This is a genomic window from Streptomyces sp. NPDC100445, assembly GCF_044759735.1.
In the GTDB taxonomy this organism is placed as follows: Bacteria; Actinomycetota; Actinomycetes; order Streptomycetales; family Streptomycetaceae; genus Streptomyces.
On the sequence record NZ_JBIVZV010000014.1, the window covers coordinates 31,629 to 48,568 of the forward strand.

Here is a 16,940-nt window from a genome sequence, read left to right on the forward strand (position 1 = left end):
TGACGATCACAGATGCAGAAGCATCCGGCTGTTGCCCAAGGTGTTCGGTTTCACTCGTTCGAGACCGAGGAACTCCGCGACGCCCTCGTCATAGGAGCGCAACAGCTCCGCGTAGACATCGGTGTCGACCGGCGTCTCCCCGATCTCGACGAAGCCGTGCTTCCCGAAGAAGTCCACTTCGAAGGTCAGGCAGAAAACCCGGCGAACGCCGAGCCAGCGTGCGGTCTGGAGCAACTTCTCCAGCAGCCGGTGACCGACGCCGGCGCCCCGGAGGCCGGGCTTCACCGCCAGCGTGCGGACTTCGGCGAGGTCCTCCCACATGACGTGCAGCGCTCCGCAACCGACCACCTCGGCGTTGTCGTCGCGTTCGGCGACCCAGAACTCCTGGATGTCCTCGTAAAGGGTGACCATGGCTTTGTCGAGCAGGATGCGGTCACGGACGTACGCGTCGAGGAGGTGGCGCAGGGCGGGGACATCGCTGGTCCGGGCCCGTCGGACGGTCAGGGCTTTTGCGGGGACTTCGGGACGCTCTGCTGGCATGAACGGACGCTATCGCCCGTCCGACCCCTCCGCCGAGCCGGGGTTCTCCTCTCGGCGGTCTTCGGCGGGCGGCCGGGTTTCTTCCGGTCCCTGGACGATGCGTACGGCGTCCCGGAGGGCCTGGCGCTGTTCGTCGCTCATCATCCCGAAGAAGGCGACGAGAGCGGCGGCGGGGTTGTCGCTCTGCGACCAGGCGTCGTTCATGAGGGCGGCGGCGTAGGCGGCTCGTGTCGACACGGCTTCATATCGATAGGCCCGTCCTTCCGCCTCCCGGCGGACCCAGCCCTTCTGATGGAGATTGTCCAGAACGGTCATCACGGTGGTGTACGCGATCGTCCGTTCCTGCTGTAGGTCTTCCAGGACTTCCCGAACGGTCACCGGGCGGTTCCACTTCCACACCCGCGTCATGACCGCGTCTTCGAGTTCTCCCAATGGGCGAGGCACAACTCAGAACAATAGTGGGAGATCCCGGCAATGGCGTACCGGACGTGCGCTAGGCCTGCGAACGCGCACAAAAAGGGCGTACGGCCCGGACGGCTCCGGGATCACGTACGCACAGGTGGGCGCCCGCGCGGGAAGCGCGGGCGCCTGAGCCGGGGCAGGGCGCGCGGCGGGCCGCCGCTCAGACGTCGCCGGCGGCGGGGGCGTTGCGCACACCCTCCGCACGCGCGAGGGCGGCGTCGACGGCCGCGTCCTCCTTGGCCTTGGCGGCCCCGCCCTGGGTCTTCACGATCACCCTGACCACACCGACGAAGAACGCGGCCATGACGACCGGGGGCACGAGCGCGGAGACGTAGTCCATACCACCAGGGTAGCCACGGATCCCGGCCGGACCGGCGCGGGGTGGGCCGCGCGGCGCGTACGGCGGCTAGCCGGCGGCCAGCTCCCGGGGTTCGGCCGGCTTGCGGCGCGGGAAGACCTCGCCCGGCGTCGGGACGGGCCGCTTGGGCGCGTCGGGGGCGTCGGGGGCCGGTCGCTCCCCGGGGGTGGGGGCGGGCTTCGGGGCCGGTTCCGGCGCGGGCGTGGCGGGCTCCTCGGACCGGGCCGCCGCACGGTGCGCGGACGGCTCGCCGGCGCCGCCGGCGAGGGCGTGCAGGCGCGTGCGCGCGGACGGCACCGCGGGCGCCGGGACCCGGCGCGCGCCCTGGGCGAACCGGGTCCGCACGTCCTGTTCGGCCAGCGTCCGGCAGTGGCCGAGGAGCGCCGCCGCCGCCGGGTTGCCGCGCAGTGCCCGGAGCGCGGCGAGGTCGTCCGGCACGGGCCGGTACCCCGCTGCCAGCGCCTCCTCCAGGAGGGTGAGGTAGCCGGCGGCGCCGCCCGGCAGCGCGGCCCGGTACCGGCCCAGGTCCGCCACGAGGAAGGCGCGCAGTCTGGCACCCTCGCGCGTCGCCTCGTCGAGGGACTCGGCGAGGCGGAAGCAGTCCTGCGCGTCCTCGGCGGAGGCGTGGCCGGGGTGGAGGGCGAGGGCGAGGGCACGGCGGAGCACTCGCAGCTCCTCCACGCCGAACGCCATGCCGCCGCGGGATCCGTATGGCGTGGGCATGCGGTGACGCTATCGCTAATCGGACAAAAGAGACACATCGGGACGTTGTTCCGACGCGTGTCGCTCCCGCTTTCCCCCGTCCGGGGTCATCCGCGGCCGGCGCCCCGGGGCGCCGGCCGCACCGCTCACATCCGCGACACGTTGCGTTCGTACACCAGCCGCAGTCCGATCAGCGTCAGCCACGGCTGGTGCTCGTCGATCACCGACGACTCCCCCAGCACCATCGGTGCGAGCCCGCCCGTGGCGATCACCGTCACGTCGTCCGGGTCGCCGGCCAGCTCTCGCGCCATCCGGCCGACCACACCGTCGACCTGTCCGGCGAAGCCGTACACGATGCCCGACTGCATGGCCTCGACCGTGTTCTTGCCGATCACGCTGCGCGGCCGGGCCACCTCGATCTTGCGCAGCTGCGCGCCCTTGACGCCGAGCGCCTCCACGGAGATCTCGATGCCGGGCGCGATCACCCCGCCGACGTACTCCCCGCGCGCGGAGACCGCGTCGAACGTGGTCGCCGTACCGAAGTCGACGACGATCGCCGGGCCGCCGTACAGCTCGACGGCGGCGACCGCGTTGATGATCCGGTCCGCGCCGACCTCCTTGGGGTTGTCGGTGAGGATCGGCACGCCCGTCTTCACGCCCGGCTCGACCAGCACGGCGGGCACGTCGCCGTAGTAGCGCCGGGTGACCTCACGCAGCTCGTGCAGGACCGACGGGACGGTCGCGCAGATCGCGATGCCGTCGATGCCGTCGCCCAGCTCGTCACCGAGCAGCGGGTGCATGCCCATCAGGCCCTGGAGCAGCACCGCCAGCTCGTCCGCCGTGCGGCGCGCGTCCGTGGAGATGCGCCAGTGCTCGACGATGTCCTCGCCGTCGAACAGGCCGAGGACCGTGTGCGTGTTGCCGACGTCGATCGTGAGCAGCATGGCCGTTACTCCGCCTCGCGCAGGTCCAGGCCGATGTCCAGGATCGGCGAGGAGTGGGTGAGCGCGCCGACGGCCAGGAAGTCCACGCCGGTCTCGGCGTACGCGCGCGCGTCGGCGAGCGTCAGCCGGCCGGAGGCCTCCAGCAGCGCACGGCCACCGGCGATGCCGACGGCCTCCTCGCACTCGCCGGGCGTGAAGTTGTCCAGCAGGATCAGGTCGGCGCCCGCGTCCACCACCTCGCGCAGCTGGTGCAGCGTGTCGACCTCGACCTCGATGGGCACCTCCGGGAAGGCCTCCCGGACGGCCGCGAAGGCCTGCGCGACGCCGCCGGCGGCGACCACGTGGTTGTCCTTCACCAGGGCCGCGTCCGAGAGCGACATGCGGTGGTTGACGCCCCCGCCGCAGCGGACGGCGAACTTCTCCAGCGAGCGCAGGCCCGGGGTCGTCTTGCGGGTGTCGCGCACGCGCGCCCCGGTGCCCTCCAGCGCGTCCGCCCACGCGCGCGTGGCGGTCGCGACGCCGGACAGCCGGCACAGGATGTTCAGCGCGCTGCGCTCGCCGGTGAGCAGGTCACGCGTGCGGGTGGTGACGGAGAGCAGCCGCTGCCCGGCCTCGACGCGGTCGCCGTCCTCCACGTGCCGCTCGACCTCCAGCTCGTCCGTGCAGACCACGGAGAGCACCGCCTCGGCGACCCGGAGGCCGGCCACGACGCCGGCCTCGCGCGCGGTGAAGTCGGCGGTGGCCACCGCCTCCTCGGGGATGGTCGCGACGGTCGTCACGTCCACGCCGCCGTCCAGGTCCTCCTGGACGGCCACGTTGGCGATGTCCTCGACCTCGACCGGGTCGAGGCCGGCCGCGGCCAGCAGTTCGGCGAGCGCGGGGTCGAGCCCGCACTCCGGATACTCCTCGTCGCCCTCCGCGCCGCAGGCGCAGCCGTCACCGCAGCCGCCGTTCGGGGCGAGGGGAAGGTCTTCGGTGCTCACGTCTGTCACTGCTCCTGTGGACGCTGGTCGGGCCGGATCGGGGGGAAGTCTGCGGTGGCGGTGGTGCGCACGGCGAGCGACCGGTCCGGATCGAGCCGTACGACGATGTGGCGCCGCCAGGTGGTGTCGTCGCGCTCGGGCCGGTCCTCGCGCCAGTGGCAGCCGCGGGTCTCCTCGCGCCGGAGCGCCGCGGCGACCAGGACCCGGGCCACGCACAGGAGGTTCGTCGCCTCCCAGGTGTCCACGCCTGGCTCGGCGGTCTTGCCGTTCTCCTCCAGCGCGACCCGGGCCTCGCCGTGCAGCTCGTGGAGCTGCTCGGCGGCCCCGGCCAGGGAGTCCCGCGAGCGCAGCACGCCGGCGCCGCCGGTCATGATCCGCTGGATCGCGAAGCGGCTCTCCGGGGCGAGCAGCGGGTGCGCGGGGCGGCCGGGGTGCGGGACCGGCGCGGGCACCCGCGCGCGCAGGCCGCCGTCCGCGTGCGCGGCGGCGATGTCGGCGGCGATCCGCTCGGCGTACACGAGACCTTCGAGGAGCGAGTTCGAGGCGAGCCGGTTGGCGCCGTGCACGCCGGTGCAGGCCACCTCGCCGCACGCGTACAGGCCGGGCACGGTGGTGCGGCCGCGGGCGTCGGTGCGCACGCCGCCGGAGGCGTAGTGGGCGGCCGGGGCGATCGGGATGGGCTCGGTGACCGGGTCGATGCCGTTGGCCCGGCAGGCGGCCAGGATCGTCGGGAAGCGGTGCTCCCACATCTCGGCGCCGAAGTGCCGGGCGTCGAGGAACATGTGCTCGGCGTCCTGTTCCCGCATGCGCCGCATGATGCCCTTGGCGACGATGTCCCGGGGAGCCAGTTCGGCCAGTTCGTGCTGGCCCACCATGAAGCGCACGCCGTCGCCGTCGACCAGGTGGGCGCCCTCGCCCCGCACCGCCTCGGAGACCAGCGGCTGCTGGCCCTCGGCGTCCGCGCCGAGGAACAGCACGGTCGGGTGGAACTGCACGAACTCCAGGTCGCTGACCTCCGCGCCCGCGCGCAGCGCCAGCGCCACGCCGTCGCCGGTGGACACCGACGGGTTGGTGGTCGCGGAGAACACCTGGCCCATGCCGCCGGTCGCGAGCACCACCGCGGGGGCGTGCACGGCGCCCACGCCGTCGTGCTGGCCCTCGCCCATCACGTGCAGGGTGACTCCGGCCGTGCGGCCCTCGTCGTCGGTCAGCAGGTCCAGTACGAGCGCGTTCTCCACGGTGCGCAGCCCGCGCGCGCGGACGGCCTCCACGAGCGCGCGGGAGATCTCCGCGCCCGTCGCGTCGCCGCCCGCGTGCGCGATGCGGCGGCGGTGGTGGCCGCCCTCGCGGGTGAGCTCCAGCTCCCCCTCGGCGGACTCGTCGAAGTGGGCGCCGGTGTCGATGAGCCGCCGTACCGCGTCGGGGCCCTCGGTGACGAGGATCCGCACGGCCTCCTCGTCGCACAGACCCGCGCCCGCCACCAGTGTGTCCTCGAGGTGCTGCTCGGGGGTGTCCCCCTCGCCGAGGGCGGCGGCGATGCCGCCCTGCGCCCAGCGCGTCGAGCCGTCGTCCAGGCGGGCCTTGGTGACGACGACCGTGCTGAGCCCGGCGGCCTCGCAGCGCAGCGCCGCGGTCAGCCCGGCCACACCGGAGCCGACCACGACCACGTCCGCGGAGACGGACCAACCGGGCGCGGGTGCGTGCAGGCGTATGCCTGTGCTGGTCACGAGGCGGCTCCGAAGGTGAGGGGGAGGTTGTCGATCAACCGGGTCGTGCCGACCCGGGCGGCGACGGCGAGGACGGCGTCGCCGGTGAAGTCGGCACCGATCTCCGTGAAGTCGGCGGGGTCGACCAGCGCCAGGTAGTCGAGCCGGAGCGGCGGTTCGAGGCGGGCGGCGTCGTCCAGGACCTGGCGGGCGGCGGCGCGGACGGCCGCCGGGCCGGCGGGCACGGCCGTGGCCACCGCGTGCGCGTCGGCCGCCGCACGGGACTCGCCCAGGGCGCTCAGCGCCTCGGCGCGCGCCCGCGTGGAGGGCACCTCCCGGGCCCGCGCGCACAGTGCCTCCTGCGCCGCGTGCCGGTCCCGGCCGGCGAACAGCGCGCGGGACAGCGCGAGCGCGGTACGGCGTTCCGGCGGCGAGAGGTAGCGGTTGCGGCTGGACAGGGCGAGCCCGTCCTCCTCGCGGACGGTCGGTACGGCGACGATGTCGACGCCGAAGTTCAGGTCCCGCACCATGCGCCGGATCAGGGCCAGTTGCTGGGCGTCCTTCTGCCCGAACAGGGCGGCGTCCGGGCGGGTGAGGTGCAGCAGCTTGGCGACGACGGTGAGCATGCCGTCGAAGTGCCCGGGCCGTGAACCACCCTCCAGCCGCTCACCCATGGGGCCCGCGGAGATCCGCACCTGGGGCTCGCCGCCCGGGTAGACCTCGTCGACGGAGGGCGCGAACACCGCGTCGGCGCCGGACCGCCCGGCCAGCGCCAGGTCGGCGTCGAGGGTGCGCGGGTAGCGGTCGAGATCCTCACCCGCGCCGAACTGCAACGGGTTGACGAACACGGTGACGACGACCTCGCCGTCCGGCCCGGCGATCTCGCGGGCGGTGCGGATCAGGGTGGCGTGGCCCTCGTGCAGGGCGCCCATGGTCATCACGACGGCACGGCGGCCGGTGCGCGGGCGCGCGTGCAGCTCCTCGGCGGTGCTGAGCAGGGCGGTGGTCATCGGTCGTTCCCCTCGGTGCCGGTCGGGCCGTCGGTGTCGTCGCTTCCGGGCCTCCCCGGATCTCCGGGGGCTCCGGGCGTTCCGGGCGGCACGTCGGCGAGCACGCCGAGGAGCGGCTCGGCCAGTTCCGGCTTCAGCAGACCGTGGGCGAGGGCCCGGTCGGCCGTCGCGCGGGCCATCGCCAGGTAGCCCGCCACCGTCTGCGGGGCGTGCGCGCGCAACTCGGTGACGTGCGCGGCGACCGTGCCGGCGTCCCCGCGGGCGACCGGGCCGGTCAGGGCGGCGTCCCCGGACCGCAGGGCGTTGTCCAGGGCGGCGCCGAGCAGCGGGCCGAGCATCCGGTCGGGCGCCGTCACGCCCGCCGTGCGCAACAGCTCCATGGACTGCGCGACCAGGGTGACCAGGTGGTTCGCGCCGAGGGCCAGGGCCGCGTGGTAGAGCGGGCGCCGCTCCTCGCTGATCCACTCCGGCTCGCCGCCCATCTCGATCACCAAGGCCTCGGCGGCCAGCCGCAGCTCCTCGGGCGCGGTCACACCGAAGGAGCAGCCGGCCAGGCGCTGGACGTCCACGGGGGTGCCCGTGAAGGTCATCGCCGGGTGCAGGGCCAGCGGCAGCGCGCCCGCGCGCAGGGCCGGGTCGAGGACCCTGGCGCCGTAGCGCCCGGAGGTGTGCACGAGCAACTGCCCGGGCCGCACCGCGCCGGTCCCGGCCAGGCCCGCGACCAGGCCGGGCAGGGCGTCGTCGGGGACCGTCAGCAGCACCAGGTCGGCGCGGCGCAGGACCTCGGCGGGCGGCACCAGGGGCACGTCGGGGAGCAGGGCCCCGGCGCGCCTGCGGGAGGCGTCGGAGACCCCCGAGGCGGCCACCGGGCGGTGCCCGGCGAGCTGGAGGGACGCGGCCAGCGCAGGGCCCACGCGGCCGGCGCCGACGACACCGACGGTGAGCCGCGCGGGGCGGTCCCTGAGGTCTGGCTGGTGGACTGTACTCACGCGACGGCGGCCTTCCCGTTCCAGTCCGCTCTGGGTACCGGACGATTTCTCGTCATGTTAACGCTATCCGGGGGACGGCGGCCGGTCGTCCACAGGCTGTGGGCACCGCCACGCCTCCGCGCGGGCCGGGCGACGGGAAACCCGGTGTCCGTGCGCGCGTGCGGCACGGCATCATCGCGCGCATGGACGATGCGGTGGAACAGGATGGCGAGCGGTCGGTGCGGCAGCGGCGGGCGGCCGTGTACCGGAAGGCCCGCGTGCTGTCGCGGCCCGGGCTGCGGGACACGCTCGGCGAGCGGCTGGCGTACCTGACGCAGACGGCCCCCCTGGTCTACGACCTGGACGAGCCGGGCGACGTGTACGGCGACCGGATCGTCGCGCATCTGGAGGAACGGGTCGCCGCCCTGCTCGGCACGGAGGCCGCCGCGTTCTTCCCGACCGGGACGATGGCCCAGCAGGTCGTCCTGCGCTGCTGGGCGGGCCGCACCGGCTCCCCCACGGTCGCCCTGCACCCGCTCGCCCATCCCGAGCGGCACGAACGCGACGCCTTCCGTGAGGTCAGCGGTCTGCGCCCGGTCCGGGTGACCACCGAGCCCCGGCTGCCCACGGCCGCCGAGGTCCGCGGCTTCGAGGAGCCCTTCGGCACCCTGATGCTGGAACTGCCCCTCAGGGACGCCGGTTTCGTGCTCCCCACCTGGCAGGAGCTGACGGAGGTCGTCGAGGCGGCACGGGAGCGCGACGCGGTGGTGCACTTCGACGGCGCGCGCCTGTGGGAGTCCACCGTCCACTTCGGCCGCCCGCTCGCGGAGATCGCCGGCCTCGCCGACACGGTGTACGTGTCGTTCTACAAGTCCCTCGGCGCGTTCGGCGGTGCCGCCGTCGGCGGCCCGGCGACGCTGATCGAGGAGGCCAGAGCCTGGCGGCACCGTTACGGCGGGATGATCGTGCAGCAGTTCCCGACCGTGCTGTCGGCGCTCGCGGGCCTGGACCTGAAGCTGCCCCGGCTGCCCGAGTACGTGCGGCACGCGCGCGTGGTGGCCGCCGCGCTGCGTGAGGGGTTCGCGGCCGCCGGGGTGCCCTGGTCGCGCGTCCACCCGGAGGAACCGCACATCCACCAGTTCCAGGTCTGGCTGCCCCACGACGCGGACGTCCTGGCGGAGGCGGCGGTGCGTCAGGCCGAGGAGACCTCGGTGCTGCTGTTCGCGAGCGGCTGGGAACCGGCCGGCCCCGGGCTCGCGTACACGGAGGTCACGGTCGACGAGGCCGGGCTGGAGTGGACGGCGCGGGACGTGCGGGCGGCGGTCGCGGAGTTCGTGGCGCGGCTGCCGTAGGGGGCGTGCGGGCAGGGGCGGCGGGGCCGGCGGGGCCGGCGGGTCACAGTGCGCGCGGGCGCCGCCAGCGGTCCAGGGCGCCGCGCAGCCGTCCGTGCGCCGGGCGCTCGGCGACGACCGCGCGAAAACGCCGGTGGTCGCTCAGCTCGCGCATCAGGTCGAGTTCGCCGCGGCCCGGCGCAGGCGGTGCGGGCTCGCCGTGCAACCGGGCGCGGTAGCTGTCGAGGAGGTACTGCTGGGTGATGCTCACGGCGGACCGCCTTCTCGGGATGCGTGGACAGGGGGACGTGGGCCGAGTGCCGCCGCGCGCTCGCCGTGCGATCACCGACCGTTCGGCGACCGATCGGCGCCGCGACCGCCCCGGTGCCCTCAGACTGCTCCGGCCCCGCTGTGAAGTCCCGTGGATTGACGGCCGTCGTCAATCCACGGGGGCGCTGTCGGTGGCGCAGTGCACCATGGGGGGCATGAGCGTGACCATCGACATCACCGGGCTGGCCACCGACACGGACGCCTCCGGCCCGACCCCGGCCGACAGGTGGGCGAAGGTCTCGGTCGTGCCCTCTCCCCTCGCCGAGCTGGGCATGGCGCTGCACGCGCTCAGCGAACCCGGCCACCACCCGGACCTGCGGGGCTGGGCGACCGCCGTCTCCTCCCGGCTGGACCCCTGCCTGGCGGACCGGCTGTGCGAGGCGGACTTCCTGTGGCGCACGACGTTCTCGGACGTCTTCGCGCCGTTCGCCGGCATCCCCGGCGGCCGGGCGCTCCCCGGGGCCACGCTCACCGAGGAACTGGACCAGCTGGACACGCTCACCGACGACCAGTTCGTCAACGCCGCGCTGGAGTTCACCTGCCAGCTGCGGTACGACCTGAAGGAGCCGGGTCCGCTGGACGACCCGCGGTTGCGCCGGCGCTCCCTGGAGCTGGCCGCCGCGCGCGGTGCCGTCCAGGAGCGGTTCACGCGCCGCCTGCTGACCGATCCGCCGGCCGTCCGCGCGTGGTTCCGGCAGCTGATGCTCGACTGCGACGAGGCCTTCTTCGCCGAGGCCTGGGCCCGTGTCCACCCCCAGCTGGCCGCGGACGCGCGCCACCGCACGGACCTGCTGCGCCGCAAGGGGCTCGGCGAGGCGTTGGCGTCGCTGTCGGGGGCGATCTCGCTGGACGAGGAGGCCGGGCTCATCACGGTCGACAAGCTGCTGGTGGGCCATGCCGCGACGGGTGACGGGCACCTGGTGCTGGTCCCGACCAGCCTCGGCTGGCCACACGTGATGGTCCTGCACCGGTACGGCTGGCAGCCCTCGATCACCTACCCGGCGAGCGGCACGCGCGCGCAGGCACCCTCGGTGGAGCAGCTCACCCGGCGTCTGGAGGCACTGGCCCACCCGGTGCGGATGCGGCTGTGCCGGCACCTCGCGCGGGCCCCGCACACCACGAGCGAGCTGGCCGACGCGCACGGCATGTCGGCGCCGGAGATATCCCGGCACCTGACGGTGCTCAAGAAGGCGGGTTTGATCAGCGGCTGCCGCCGCGGCCGGTACGTCCAGCACCAGCTGGACCTGTCGGCGGTGGCCCGGCTGGGCAGCGACTTCATCGAGGGCGTCCTGCGCTGAGGAGCCGCCAAGGGTCGCGGAGCTGAGGGACCGCCCGGCGTCGCGGCGTCAGCCGTGGCCGCCCGCGCGCACCAGCCCCGTCTCGTACGCCAGCACGACCACCTGCACGCGGTCACGCAGACCGAGCTTGGTCAGGATGCGGCCCACGTGGGTCTTCACGGTCGCCTCGCTCAGCACCAGCCGGGCCGCGATCTCCCCGTTCGACAGGCCGTGCGCGACGAGCACCATCACCTCGCGTTCCCGCTCGGTGAGCCGCTCCAGCTCTTTGTGCTGGGGGTTCTTGCCGGCGGAGGGCAGCATCGGCGCGAAGCGGTCGAGCAGGCGGCGGGTGGTGGAGGGCGCCACGACCGCGTCACCGCTGTGCACGGCGCGGATGGCGGCCAGCAGGTCGCCGGGGGGCACGTCCTTGAGCATGAAGCCGGAGGCGCCCGCCTTGAGCCCGGAGAACGCGTACTCGTCCAGGTCGAACGTGGTCAGGATGAGCACCTTCGGCGCGTCCGGCTCCGCGCAGATCCGCCGGGTGGCCTCCACGCCGTCCAGCTTCGGCATGCGGACGTCCATCAGGACGACGTCGACCGTCGCGGACCGCAGCACCTGGAGTGCCTCCACGCCGTCGCCCGCCTCCGCCACGACCTCCATGTCCGGCTGGGCGGCGAGCACCATCCGGAACCCGGTGCGCAGCAGCACCTGGTCGTCGACGAGCATCACGCGGATCGTCATGGGTCCTCTTCCGTGTCGTTGATTGCCGTCCTCGCCGTCCGGGGCCGTCGCCGGCCGCCGTCGGCGCAGGGGTGGGTGCGGCCAGGGCGCGCGGTGGGGTCAGTGCGCCGGTTTCAGCGGCAGCAGGGCGCTGATCCGGAATCCTCCGCCCGGGCGCGGGCCGGCGTCCAGCGTGCCACCGACCATGCCGACCCGCTCGCGCATGCCGATCAGCCCGTGTCCGCGCCCGTCCGCGCCGCCCTCCTCGTACAACTCGTGCGGGGCGCCCTTGCCGTCGTCCTCGACCAGCAGGCCGAGGCCGTCGTCGAAGTAGACCAGCCGGACGCTGGCGCCCGCGTGGGGCCCGCCGTGCTTGCGGGTGTTGGTCAGCGCCTCCTGCACGATCCGGTACGCGGTCAGCTCCACCCCGCTGGGCAGCGGGCGCGGGGTCCCCTCCACCCGGAAGTCGACGGGCAGACCGGAGCTGCGGCACTGCTCGACCAGGTCGTCGATCTGCTCGACGTCGGGCTGCGGGACGTACTCGCCGCCCTCCTGGTGCTCGCCGGTGCGCAGCACGCCCAGCAGGCGGCGCATCTCGGCGAGGGCCTGGCGGCCGGTGGAGGAGATCGTCTCCAGGGCCTTCCTGGCCTGATCCGGCGCGGCGTCCAGGACGTAGGCGGCGCCGTCGGCCTGCACCACCATCACCGACACGTTGTGGGCGACGACGTCGTGCAGTTCGCGTGCGATCCGGGCGCGCTCGGCGGCGACCGCGACCTTCGACTGCGCCTCGCGCTCCTTCTCCAGCCGGGCCGCGCGCTCCTCCAGCTGGGCGAAGTAGGCGCGCCGGGTGCGCATGGAGTCACCGAGCACCCAGGCCAGGGCGAAGGGCACCGTCTGGAAGACCACGATGGCGATCTGCCCGAGGAAGCCGGTGTGCGTGGCCGGCCAGCGGATCTGGGCGAGGGCCGCCGCGCAGAGGCTGACGAGGAGCGCGAGCCGGGAGGCCCAGCGCTCGCCGACCGCCGCCACCGTGTAGGTGATCACCAGCATGGCGAAGTCGGCGACGGTCGTCTCGACGTCCAGCACCAGCTGGGCCAGGCCGGCCACCAGGGCGACCAGCAGCATGGGTTCCGGGAGACGGCGGCGCAGCGCCACGACGGCGCACAGGACGACGGAGACGGCCATCCCCGCGACGAGTGACCCGTGGTGATCCCGCACCCCGTCGAGGCTGACCACGCTCACCGCGGACAGCCCGAACAGGGCGACGGCCCAGAAGGCGTCGACCCAGGTCGGGTGGCGGCGGAGGAAGTCGTAGAGGCGCTGCACGTAACCCAGAGTAGGTAGAGCGGAAGTGCGCGGGGGTCAACCGGAGGGCCGATCCGGGCCCGGCGCGTGTACTCCGCAAGGTGGAGACCCTGATCATCTGTGCGCCTAGTCTGTTCCGGTGACGGACGGGACGACGGCGCGGGACCCGCGCGAGGACCGCGGCCCGCGCGGTTGGCGCGCGGCGGCCGAGGAGGCGCTCTACGGGCCCGGCGGCTTCTACCGGCGCCCGGAGGGGCCGGCCGGCCACTTCCGTACGTCCGTGCACGCCTCCCCGCTGTTCGCACGGGCCGTGGCCCGGCTGCTGTGCCGGGTCGACGAGGCCCTGGGGCGGCCCGCGGTGCTGGACTTCGTCGACCTGGGTGCCGGGCGGGGGGAACTGGTCACCGGGGTGCTCGCCGCGCTGCCCGCCGGGGTGGCGGCACGCGCGCGGGCGTACGCCGTCGAGATCGCCGGCCGCCCGCCCGGCCTGGACCCCCGCGTCACCTGGCGGCACGACCTCCCGGAGACGGTGACCGGGCTGCTGTTCGCCAACGAGTGGCTGGACAACGTGCCCGTGGACGCCGTCGAGGTGGACCGCGCCGGCGTGCCCCGGCTGGTGCTGGTCGCGGCGGACGGCTCCGAACGGCTCGGGGAGCCCGTGACGGGTCCGGACGCCGACTGGCTCGCCCGCTGGTGGCCGCTGCCCGCCGAGGAGGGGCTGCGGGCGGAGGTCGGGTGGCCCCGCGACCTGGCGTGGGCGTCGGCCGTGAACCGGGTGGCCGGCGGCCTCGCGGTGGCCGTGGACTACGCCCACACCGTCTCCACGCGCCCCCCGTTCGGGACGCTCACCGGCTTCCGGGAGGGGCGCGGGACGGCGCCCGTGCCGGACGGTTCCTGCGACATCACGGCGCACGTCGCCCTGGACGCCTGCGCGGCGGCACCCCGGTCCGCCGGGTCGGCGCGCGGAGCCGGGGGAACGGCGCGCGAACATCACGGCGCACGCCTGCTCACGCAGCGCGCCGCTCTGCACGCCCTTGACCTCACCGGCGCACGCCCCCCGCTGGCGCTGGCCTCCACGGACCCGGCCGCCTATGTGCGGGCCCTGGCGGGCGCCGGGGAGGCCGCCGAGCTGACCGCCCCGGGCGGCCTCGGCGACTTCGGCTGGCTGCTCCAGCCGGTCGGCATCCCCGACCCGCTGGCCCCGGAGGCGCCCCGCTGACCTCGCGCCGCGGGCCCCTGTCTACTTGTCGATGTCGCCGACCACGAAGAACATCGACCCCAGGATCGCCACCATGTCCGCCACCAGCGTGCCCGGCAGCAGTTCGGTCAGCACCTGGATGTTGTTGTACGACGCCGAGCGCAGCTTGAGCCGGTACGGGGTCTTCTCACCCTTGCTGACCAGGTAGTAGCCGTTGAGGCCGAGCGGGTTCTCGGTCCACGCGTACGTGTGCCCCTCGGGCGCCTTCAGCACCTTCGGCAGCCGCTGGTTGACCGGCCCGGGCGGCAGCTCCGCGAGCCGGTCCAGGCAGGCGTCGGCGAGGTCCAGCGCGTTGTGGGTCTGCTCCAGCAGGACCTCGAAGCGGGCGAGGCAGTCGCCCTCCTCCCGGGTGACGACCCTCAGGACGTCCTGGAGCTCGCCGTAGGCCAGGTACGGCTCGTCGCGGCGCAGGTCGAAGTCGACGCCCGAGCCGCGCGCGACCGGCCCGCTCACCCCGTAGGCGTGCACCGTCCCGGGCGCCAGCACCCCCACCCCGCGCGTGCGCCCCCGGAAGATCTCGTTGCCGAGCACCAGGTCGTCGAAGACGCCCATGCGCGAGCGCACGACGGCGACGGCGGCGCGCGCCCGGGCCGCCCATCCGGCCGGCAGGTCCTCCTTGAGGCCGCCCACACGGTTGAACATGTAGTGCACGCGCCCGCCGGAGACCTCCTCCATCACGTTCTGGAGCACCTCGCGCTCCCGGAACGCGTAGAACACCGGCGTGATCCCGCCCAGCTCCAGCGGGTAGGAACCGAGGAACATCAGGTGGTTGAGCACCCGGTTCAGCTCGGCGAGCAGGGTGCGCGTCCACACCGCGCGCGCGGGGACCTCCATGCCGAGCATCCGCTCCACGGCGAGGACCACGCCCAGCTCGTTGGAGAAGGCCGACAGCCAGTCGTGGCGGTTGGCGAGCATGATGATCTGCCGGTAGTCGCGGGCCTCGAAGAGTTTCTCGGCGCCGCGGTGCATGTAGCCGATCACCGGCTCCGCGCGCACGATGCGCTCCCCGTCCAGCACCAGCCTGAGCCGCAGCACACCGTGCGTGGACGGGTGCTGGGGCCCGATGTTGAGCACCATGTCGGTGCTCTCCGCCGCGCCGCCGATCCCGACCGTGGTCTCCGCCGTAGGGGTCATGGCCCCAGTTTCCCCTACGTACGCTGGCCCCATGGAAACGGGGATCGGGGAAGACACGGGGATCTCGGCGGACGAGCCGGTGTGGCGGGGGCTGCGGCCCGGCCTGCTGCGCGTGCGCCGGCTGCTGCTGGCGGTGTGGGCGGGGGTGCTGGCGGTCGCCACGGGGCTGCCGCTGGGGCTCCTCGTGGGGCCCGCGTGGGCGGCGTGGGCGCTGCTGCCCCTGTCGGCCGCGGTCTGGGGCGGGCGGCTGCTGGAGCGCAACTGGCGCTCGTGGCGGTACGCCGAGCGCGCGGACGACCTGCTGATCAGCCGCGGTGTGCTGTGGCGCGAGGAGACGGTGGTGCCGTACGGGCGGATGCAGCTGGTGGAGGTGACCTCCGGGCCCGTGGAGCGGCGGTTCGGACTGGCCACCGTGCAGCTGCACACGGCCGCCGCCGCCACCGACGCGACCATCCCCGGCCTGGACCCGGCCGAGGCGGAACGCCTGCGCGACCGGCTCACCCGGCTGGGCGAGGCCCGATCGGCGGGCCTGTGACCACCCCGGGCGGCACCGGCGGCGAGGACGGCGGCATATCCGAGGGCCCGCCCGTCGTGGAGCGCCGGCTGCACCCGGTGACGCCGTTCCGCCGGGCATGGGCGCCGCTCGCCGTCCTGGCCGGCTGGGCGGTGCACGATCCCGGCGGCGCGCGGGAGCAGCTGACGCGGCTGACCGGCACCCTGCTGCTGCTCGGCGCCGCCGTGGTGGTGGCGGTGGCCGGGCTCTACGGCTTCCTGTCCTGGTGGTACACGCACTTCTCGGTCACCGGGACCGAACTGCGCATCCGTACGGGGCTGCTGTTCCGGCGCACCGCGCACATCCGGCTGGAGCGCGTCCAGGCCGTCGACGTCTCCCGGCCGCTCCTCGCGCGCGTGGTGGGTGTCGCGAAGCTGCGGATCGACGTCGTCGGCGCCGACGACAAGGACGAACTGGCCTTCCTGGGCGAGCGGGAGGCGCGCGCCCTGCGCGCGGAGCTGCTCGCGCGCGCGGCGGGCTTCGCGCCGGAGGCGGCGGCCGGGGTGGGCGAGGCGCCGGCGCGGGTGCTGCTGCGCGTCCCCGCGCGGGCGCTGCTGTGGTCCCTGGCGCTGACGGGAGCCACCTGGGCGTCGCTGGGCGCCGCGCTCGCCGTCCCCACCGTGCTGTGGCTCGTCACCCACAACGTGTGGACGGTCCTCGCCACCGCCCTGCCCCTGCTCGGCGCGGCCGGCGCGCGCAGCGCGGGCCGCTTCGTCACCGAGTTCGACTGGACGGTGAGCGAGTCGCCGGACGGGCTGCGCATCGACCGCGGGCTGCTCGACCGCGCGCACGAGACGGTTCCGCCGGGGCGCGTGCAGACCGTGCGGATCGTCGAACCGCTGCTGTGGCGCCGGCCGGACCGGGTGCGGGTGGAACTCGACGTGGCGGGCTCCGCCGGTTCGGTGCTGGTGCCCGTCGCCCCGCGCGCGGTCGCCGAGTCCCTCGTCGCGCGCGTGCTGCCCGGCGTCACGGTGCCGCGGGACCCGGCACCGGCGCCCCGCCGGGCCCGGTGGTGCCTGCCGCTGTGGTGGCGCGGCCACCGGCTCGCGGTCACCGGCGCGGTGTTCGCCGCCCGCAGCGGCCTGCTGCGCCGCCGGCTCTCGCTGGTGCCGCACGCCAAGGTGCAGAGCGTGCGGCTCACCCAGGGGCCCTGGGAGCGCCGCTGGGGACTCGCGGACGTGCACGTGGACACGGGGGCGGACAAGACGGTCACCGCCCGGCTGCGGGGCGCCGAGGAGGCCGCGCGGTTCCTGGCGGAGCAGGCGGAGAGGTCCCGCACGGGCCGCCGGGACGCCCCGCCGGACCGCTGGATGACCGCCGGCTGACGGTTCGCCGGGCGACGCGTCGGGCCCGGCTCCC

The 16,940-nt window shown here is 74.7% G+C and carries 18 protein-coding genes; 5 read left to right on the forward strand and 13 right to left on the reverse strand.

Translation table 11 applies throughout. The annotated features are described in order from the left end of the window. Window positions 1-6: 6 nt before the first annotated feature. From ACIQVT_RS28965 to ACIQVT_RS29005, 9 genes are all read right to left on the reverse strand, one after another. Window positions 7-540: an amino-acid N-acetyltransferase gene (locus tag ACIQVT_RS28965; protein WP_403760370.1), complete on the reverse strand. Its 534-nt coding sequence runs from the start codon at window positions 538-540 to the stop codon at window positions 7-9. Window positions 541-549: 9 nt separating this feature from the next. Beyond that, window positions 550-948, reverse strand: a complete 399-nt coding sequence (locus ACIQVT_RS28970) for a BlaI/MecI/CopY family transcriptional regulator (RefSeq protein ID WP_403760373.1) — start codon at window positions 946-948, stop codon at window positions 550-552. A gap of 214 nt (window positions 949-1,162) precedes the next feature. Then, window positions 1,163-1,342 (reverse strand): hypothetical protein, encoded by a 180-nt coding sequence (locus ACIQVT_RS28975; protein WP_403760376.1) that lies wholly within the window; start codon window positions 1,340-1,342, stop codon window positions 1,163-1,165. Between the two features lie 66 nt (window positions 1,343-1,408). After that, window positions 1,409-2,053, reverse strand: a complete 645-nt coding sequence (locus tag ACIQVT_RS28980; RefSeq protein ID WP_403761031.1) for a hypothetical protein — start codon at window positions 2,051-2,053, stop codon at window positions 1,409-1,411. Between the two features lie 155 nt (window positions 2,054-2,208). Continuing rightward, window positions 2,209-3,006, reverse strand: a complete 798-nt coding sequence (locus tag ACIQVT_RS28985) for a type III pantothenate kinase (protein WP_403760379.1) — start codon at window positions 3,004-3,006, stop codon at window positions 2,209-2,211. Between the two features lie 5 nt (window positions 3,007-3,011). Then, entirely contained in the window at window positions 3,012-3,989 is a 978-nt protein-coding gene (gene nadC / locus ACIQVT_RS28990) for a carboxylating nicotinate-nucleotide diphosphorylase (RefSeq protein WP_403760382.1), read from the reverse strand. 5 nt (window positions 3,990-3,994) lie between these two features. Beyond that, window positions 3,995-5,716 (reverse strand): L-aspartate oxidase, encoded by a 1,722-nt coding sequence (locus ACIQVT_RS28995; protein WP_403760385.1) that lies wholly within the window; start codon window positions 5,714-5,716, stop codon window positions 3,995-3,997. After that, a complete protein-coding gene (gene panC / locus ACIQVT_RS29000) occupies window positions 5,713-6,705 on the reverse strand; it encodes a pantoate--beta-alanine ligase (RefSeq protein ID WP_403760388.1) in 993 nt (330 codons plus the stop codon). Before panC ends, ACIQVT_RS28995 begins: the two co-directional genes overlap by 4 nt. Further along, window positions 6,702-7,694 carry a Rossmann-like and DUF2520 domain-containing protein gene (locus ACIQVT_RS29005; protein ID WP_403760391.1) on the reverse strand — a complete coding sequence of 331 codons (993 nt, stop codon included), beginning with the start codon at window positions 7,692-7,694 and terminating at the stop codon, window positions 6,702-6,704. The genes panC and ACIQVT_RS29005 overlap by 4 nt, the downstream gene beginning before the upstream one ends. Window positions 7,695-7,876: 182 nt before the next feature. Between ACIQVT_RS29005 and ACIQVT_RS29010 the strand changes: the two genes are divergently transcribed. Then, a complete protein-coding gene (locus ACIQVT_RS29010; RefSeq protein WP_403760394.1) occupies window positions 7,877-9,025 on the forward strand; it encodes a threonine aldolase family protein in 1,149 nt (382 codons plus the stop codon). A gap of 43 nt (window positions 9,026-9,068) precedes the next feature. Here ACIQVT_RS29010 and ACIQVT_RS29015 read toward each other — a convergent pair whose 3' ends face one another. Next, window positions 9,069-9,275, reverse strand: a complete 207-nt coding sequence (locus tag ACIQVT_RS29015; RefSeq protein ID WP_403760397.1) for a hypothetical protein — start codon at window positions 9,273-9,275, stop codon at window positions 9,069-9,071. Between the two features lie 214 nt (window positions 9,276-9,489). On the opposite strand from ACIQVT_RS29015, the gene ACIQVT_RS29020 reads away from it, so the two are divergent. Continuing rightward, window positions 9,490-10,632 carry a DUF5937 family protein gene (locus ACIQVT_RS29020; protein ID WP_403760400.1) on the forward strand — a complete coding sequence of 381 codons (1,143 nt, stop codon included), beginning with the start codon at window positions 9,490-9,492 and terminating at the stop codon, window positions 10,630-10,632. 48 nt (window positions 10,633-10,680) lie between these two features. On the opposite strand, the gene ACIQVT_RS29025 is transcribed toward ACIQVT_RS29020, so the two are convergent. Next, window positions 10,681-11,352, reverse strand: coding sequence for a response regulator (locus ACIQVT_RS29025; protein ID WP_403760403.1), 672 nt, complete (start codon window positions 11,350-11,352; stop codon window positions 10,681-10,683). Window positions 11,353-11,451: 99 nt separating this feature from the next. After that, window positions 11,452-12,657, reverse strand: a complete 1,206-nt coding sequence (locus ACIQVT_RS29030; RefSeq protein WP_403760406.1) for a sensor histidine kinase — start codon at window positions 12,655-12,657, stop codon at window positions 11,452-11,454. Window positions 12,658-12,775: 118 nt separating this feature from the next. Between ACIQVT_RS29030 and ACIQVT_RS29035 the strand changes: the two genes are divergently transcribed. Continuing rightward, the gene (locus ACIQVT_RS29035; protein ID WP_403760409.1) at window positions 12,776-13,855 is read left to right on the forward strand and encodes an SAM-dependent methyltransferase; all 1,080 of its coding nucleotides are present in this window, start codon (window positions 12,776-12,778) and stop codon (window positions 13,853-13,855) included. A gap of 21 nt (window positions 13,856-13,876) precedes the next feature. Here ACIQVT_RS29035 and ACIQVT_RS29040 read toward each other — a convergent pair whose 3' ends face one another. Further along, complete coding sequence (locus tag ACIQVT_RS29040; protein ID WP_403760413.1) at window positions 13,877-15,028, reverse strand: NADH-quinone oxidoreductase subunit D; 1,152 nt, start codon at window positions 15,026-15,028, stop codon at window positions 13,877-13,879. 31 nt (window positions 15,029-15,059) lie between these two features. Between ACIQVT_RS29040 and ACIQVT_RS29045 the strand changes: the two genes are divergently transcribed. Together ACIQVT_RS29045 and ACIQVT_RS29050 are read left to right on the forward strand one after the other, a co-directional pair. Then, window positions 15,060-15,563, forward strand: coding sequence for a PH domain-containing protein (locus ACIQVT_RS29045; protein ID WP_403760416.1), 504 nt, complete (start codon window positions 15,060-15,062; stop codon window positions 15,561-15,563). Next, on the forward strand, window positions 15,560-16,906 hold the full coding sequence (locus ACIQVT_RS29050) for a PH domain-containing protein (RefSeq protein ID WP_403760419.1): 1,347 nt from the start codon (window positions 15,560-15,562) through the stop codon (window positions 16,904-16,906). Before ACIQVT_RS29045 ends, ACIQVT_RS29050 begins: the two co-directional genes overlap by 4 nt. The last annotated feature ends 34 nt before the right edge of the window (window positions 16,907-16,940 follow it).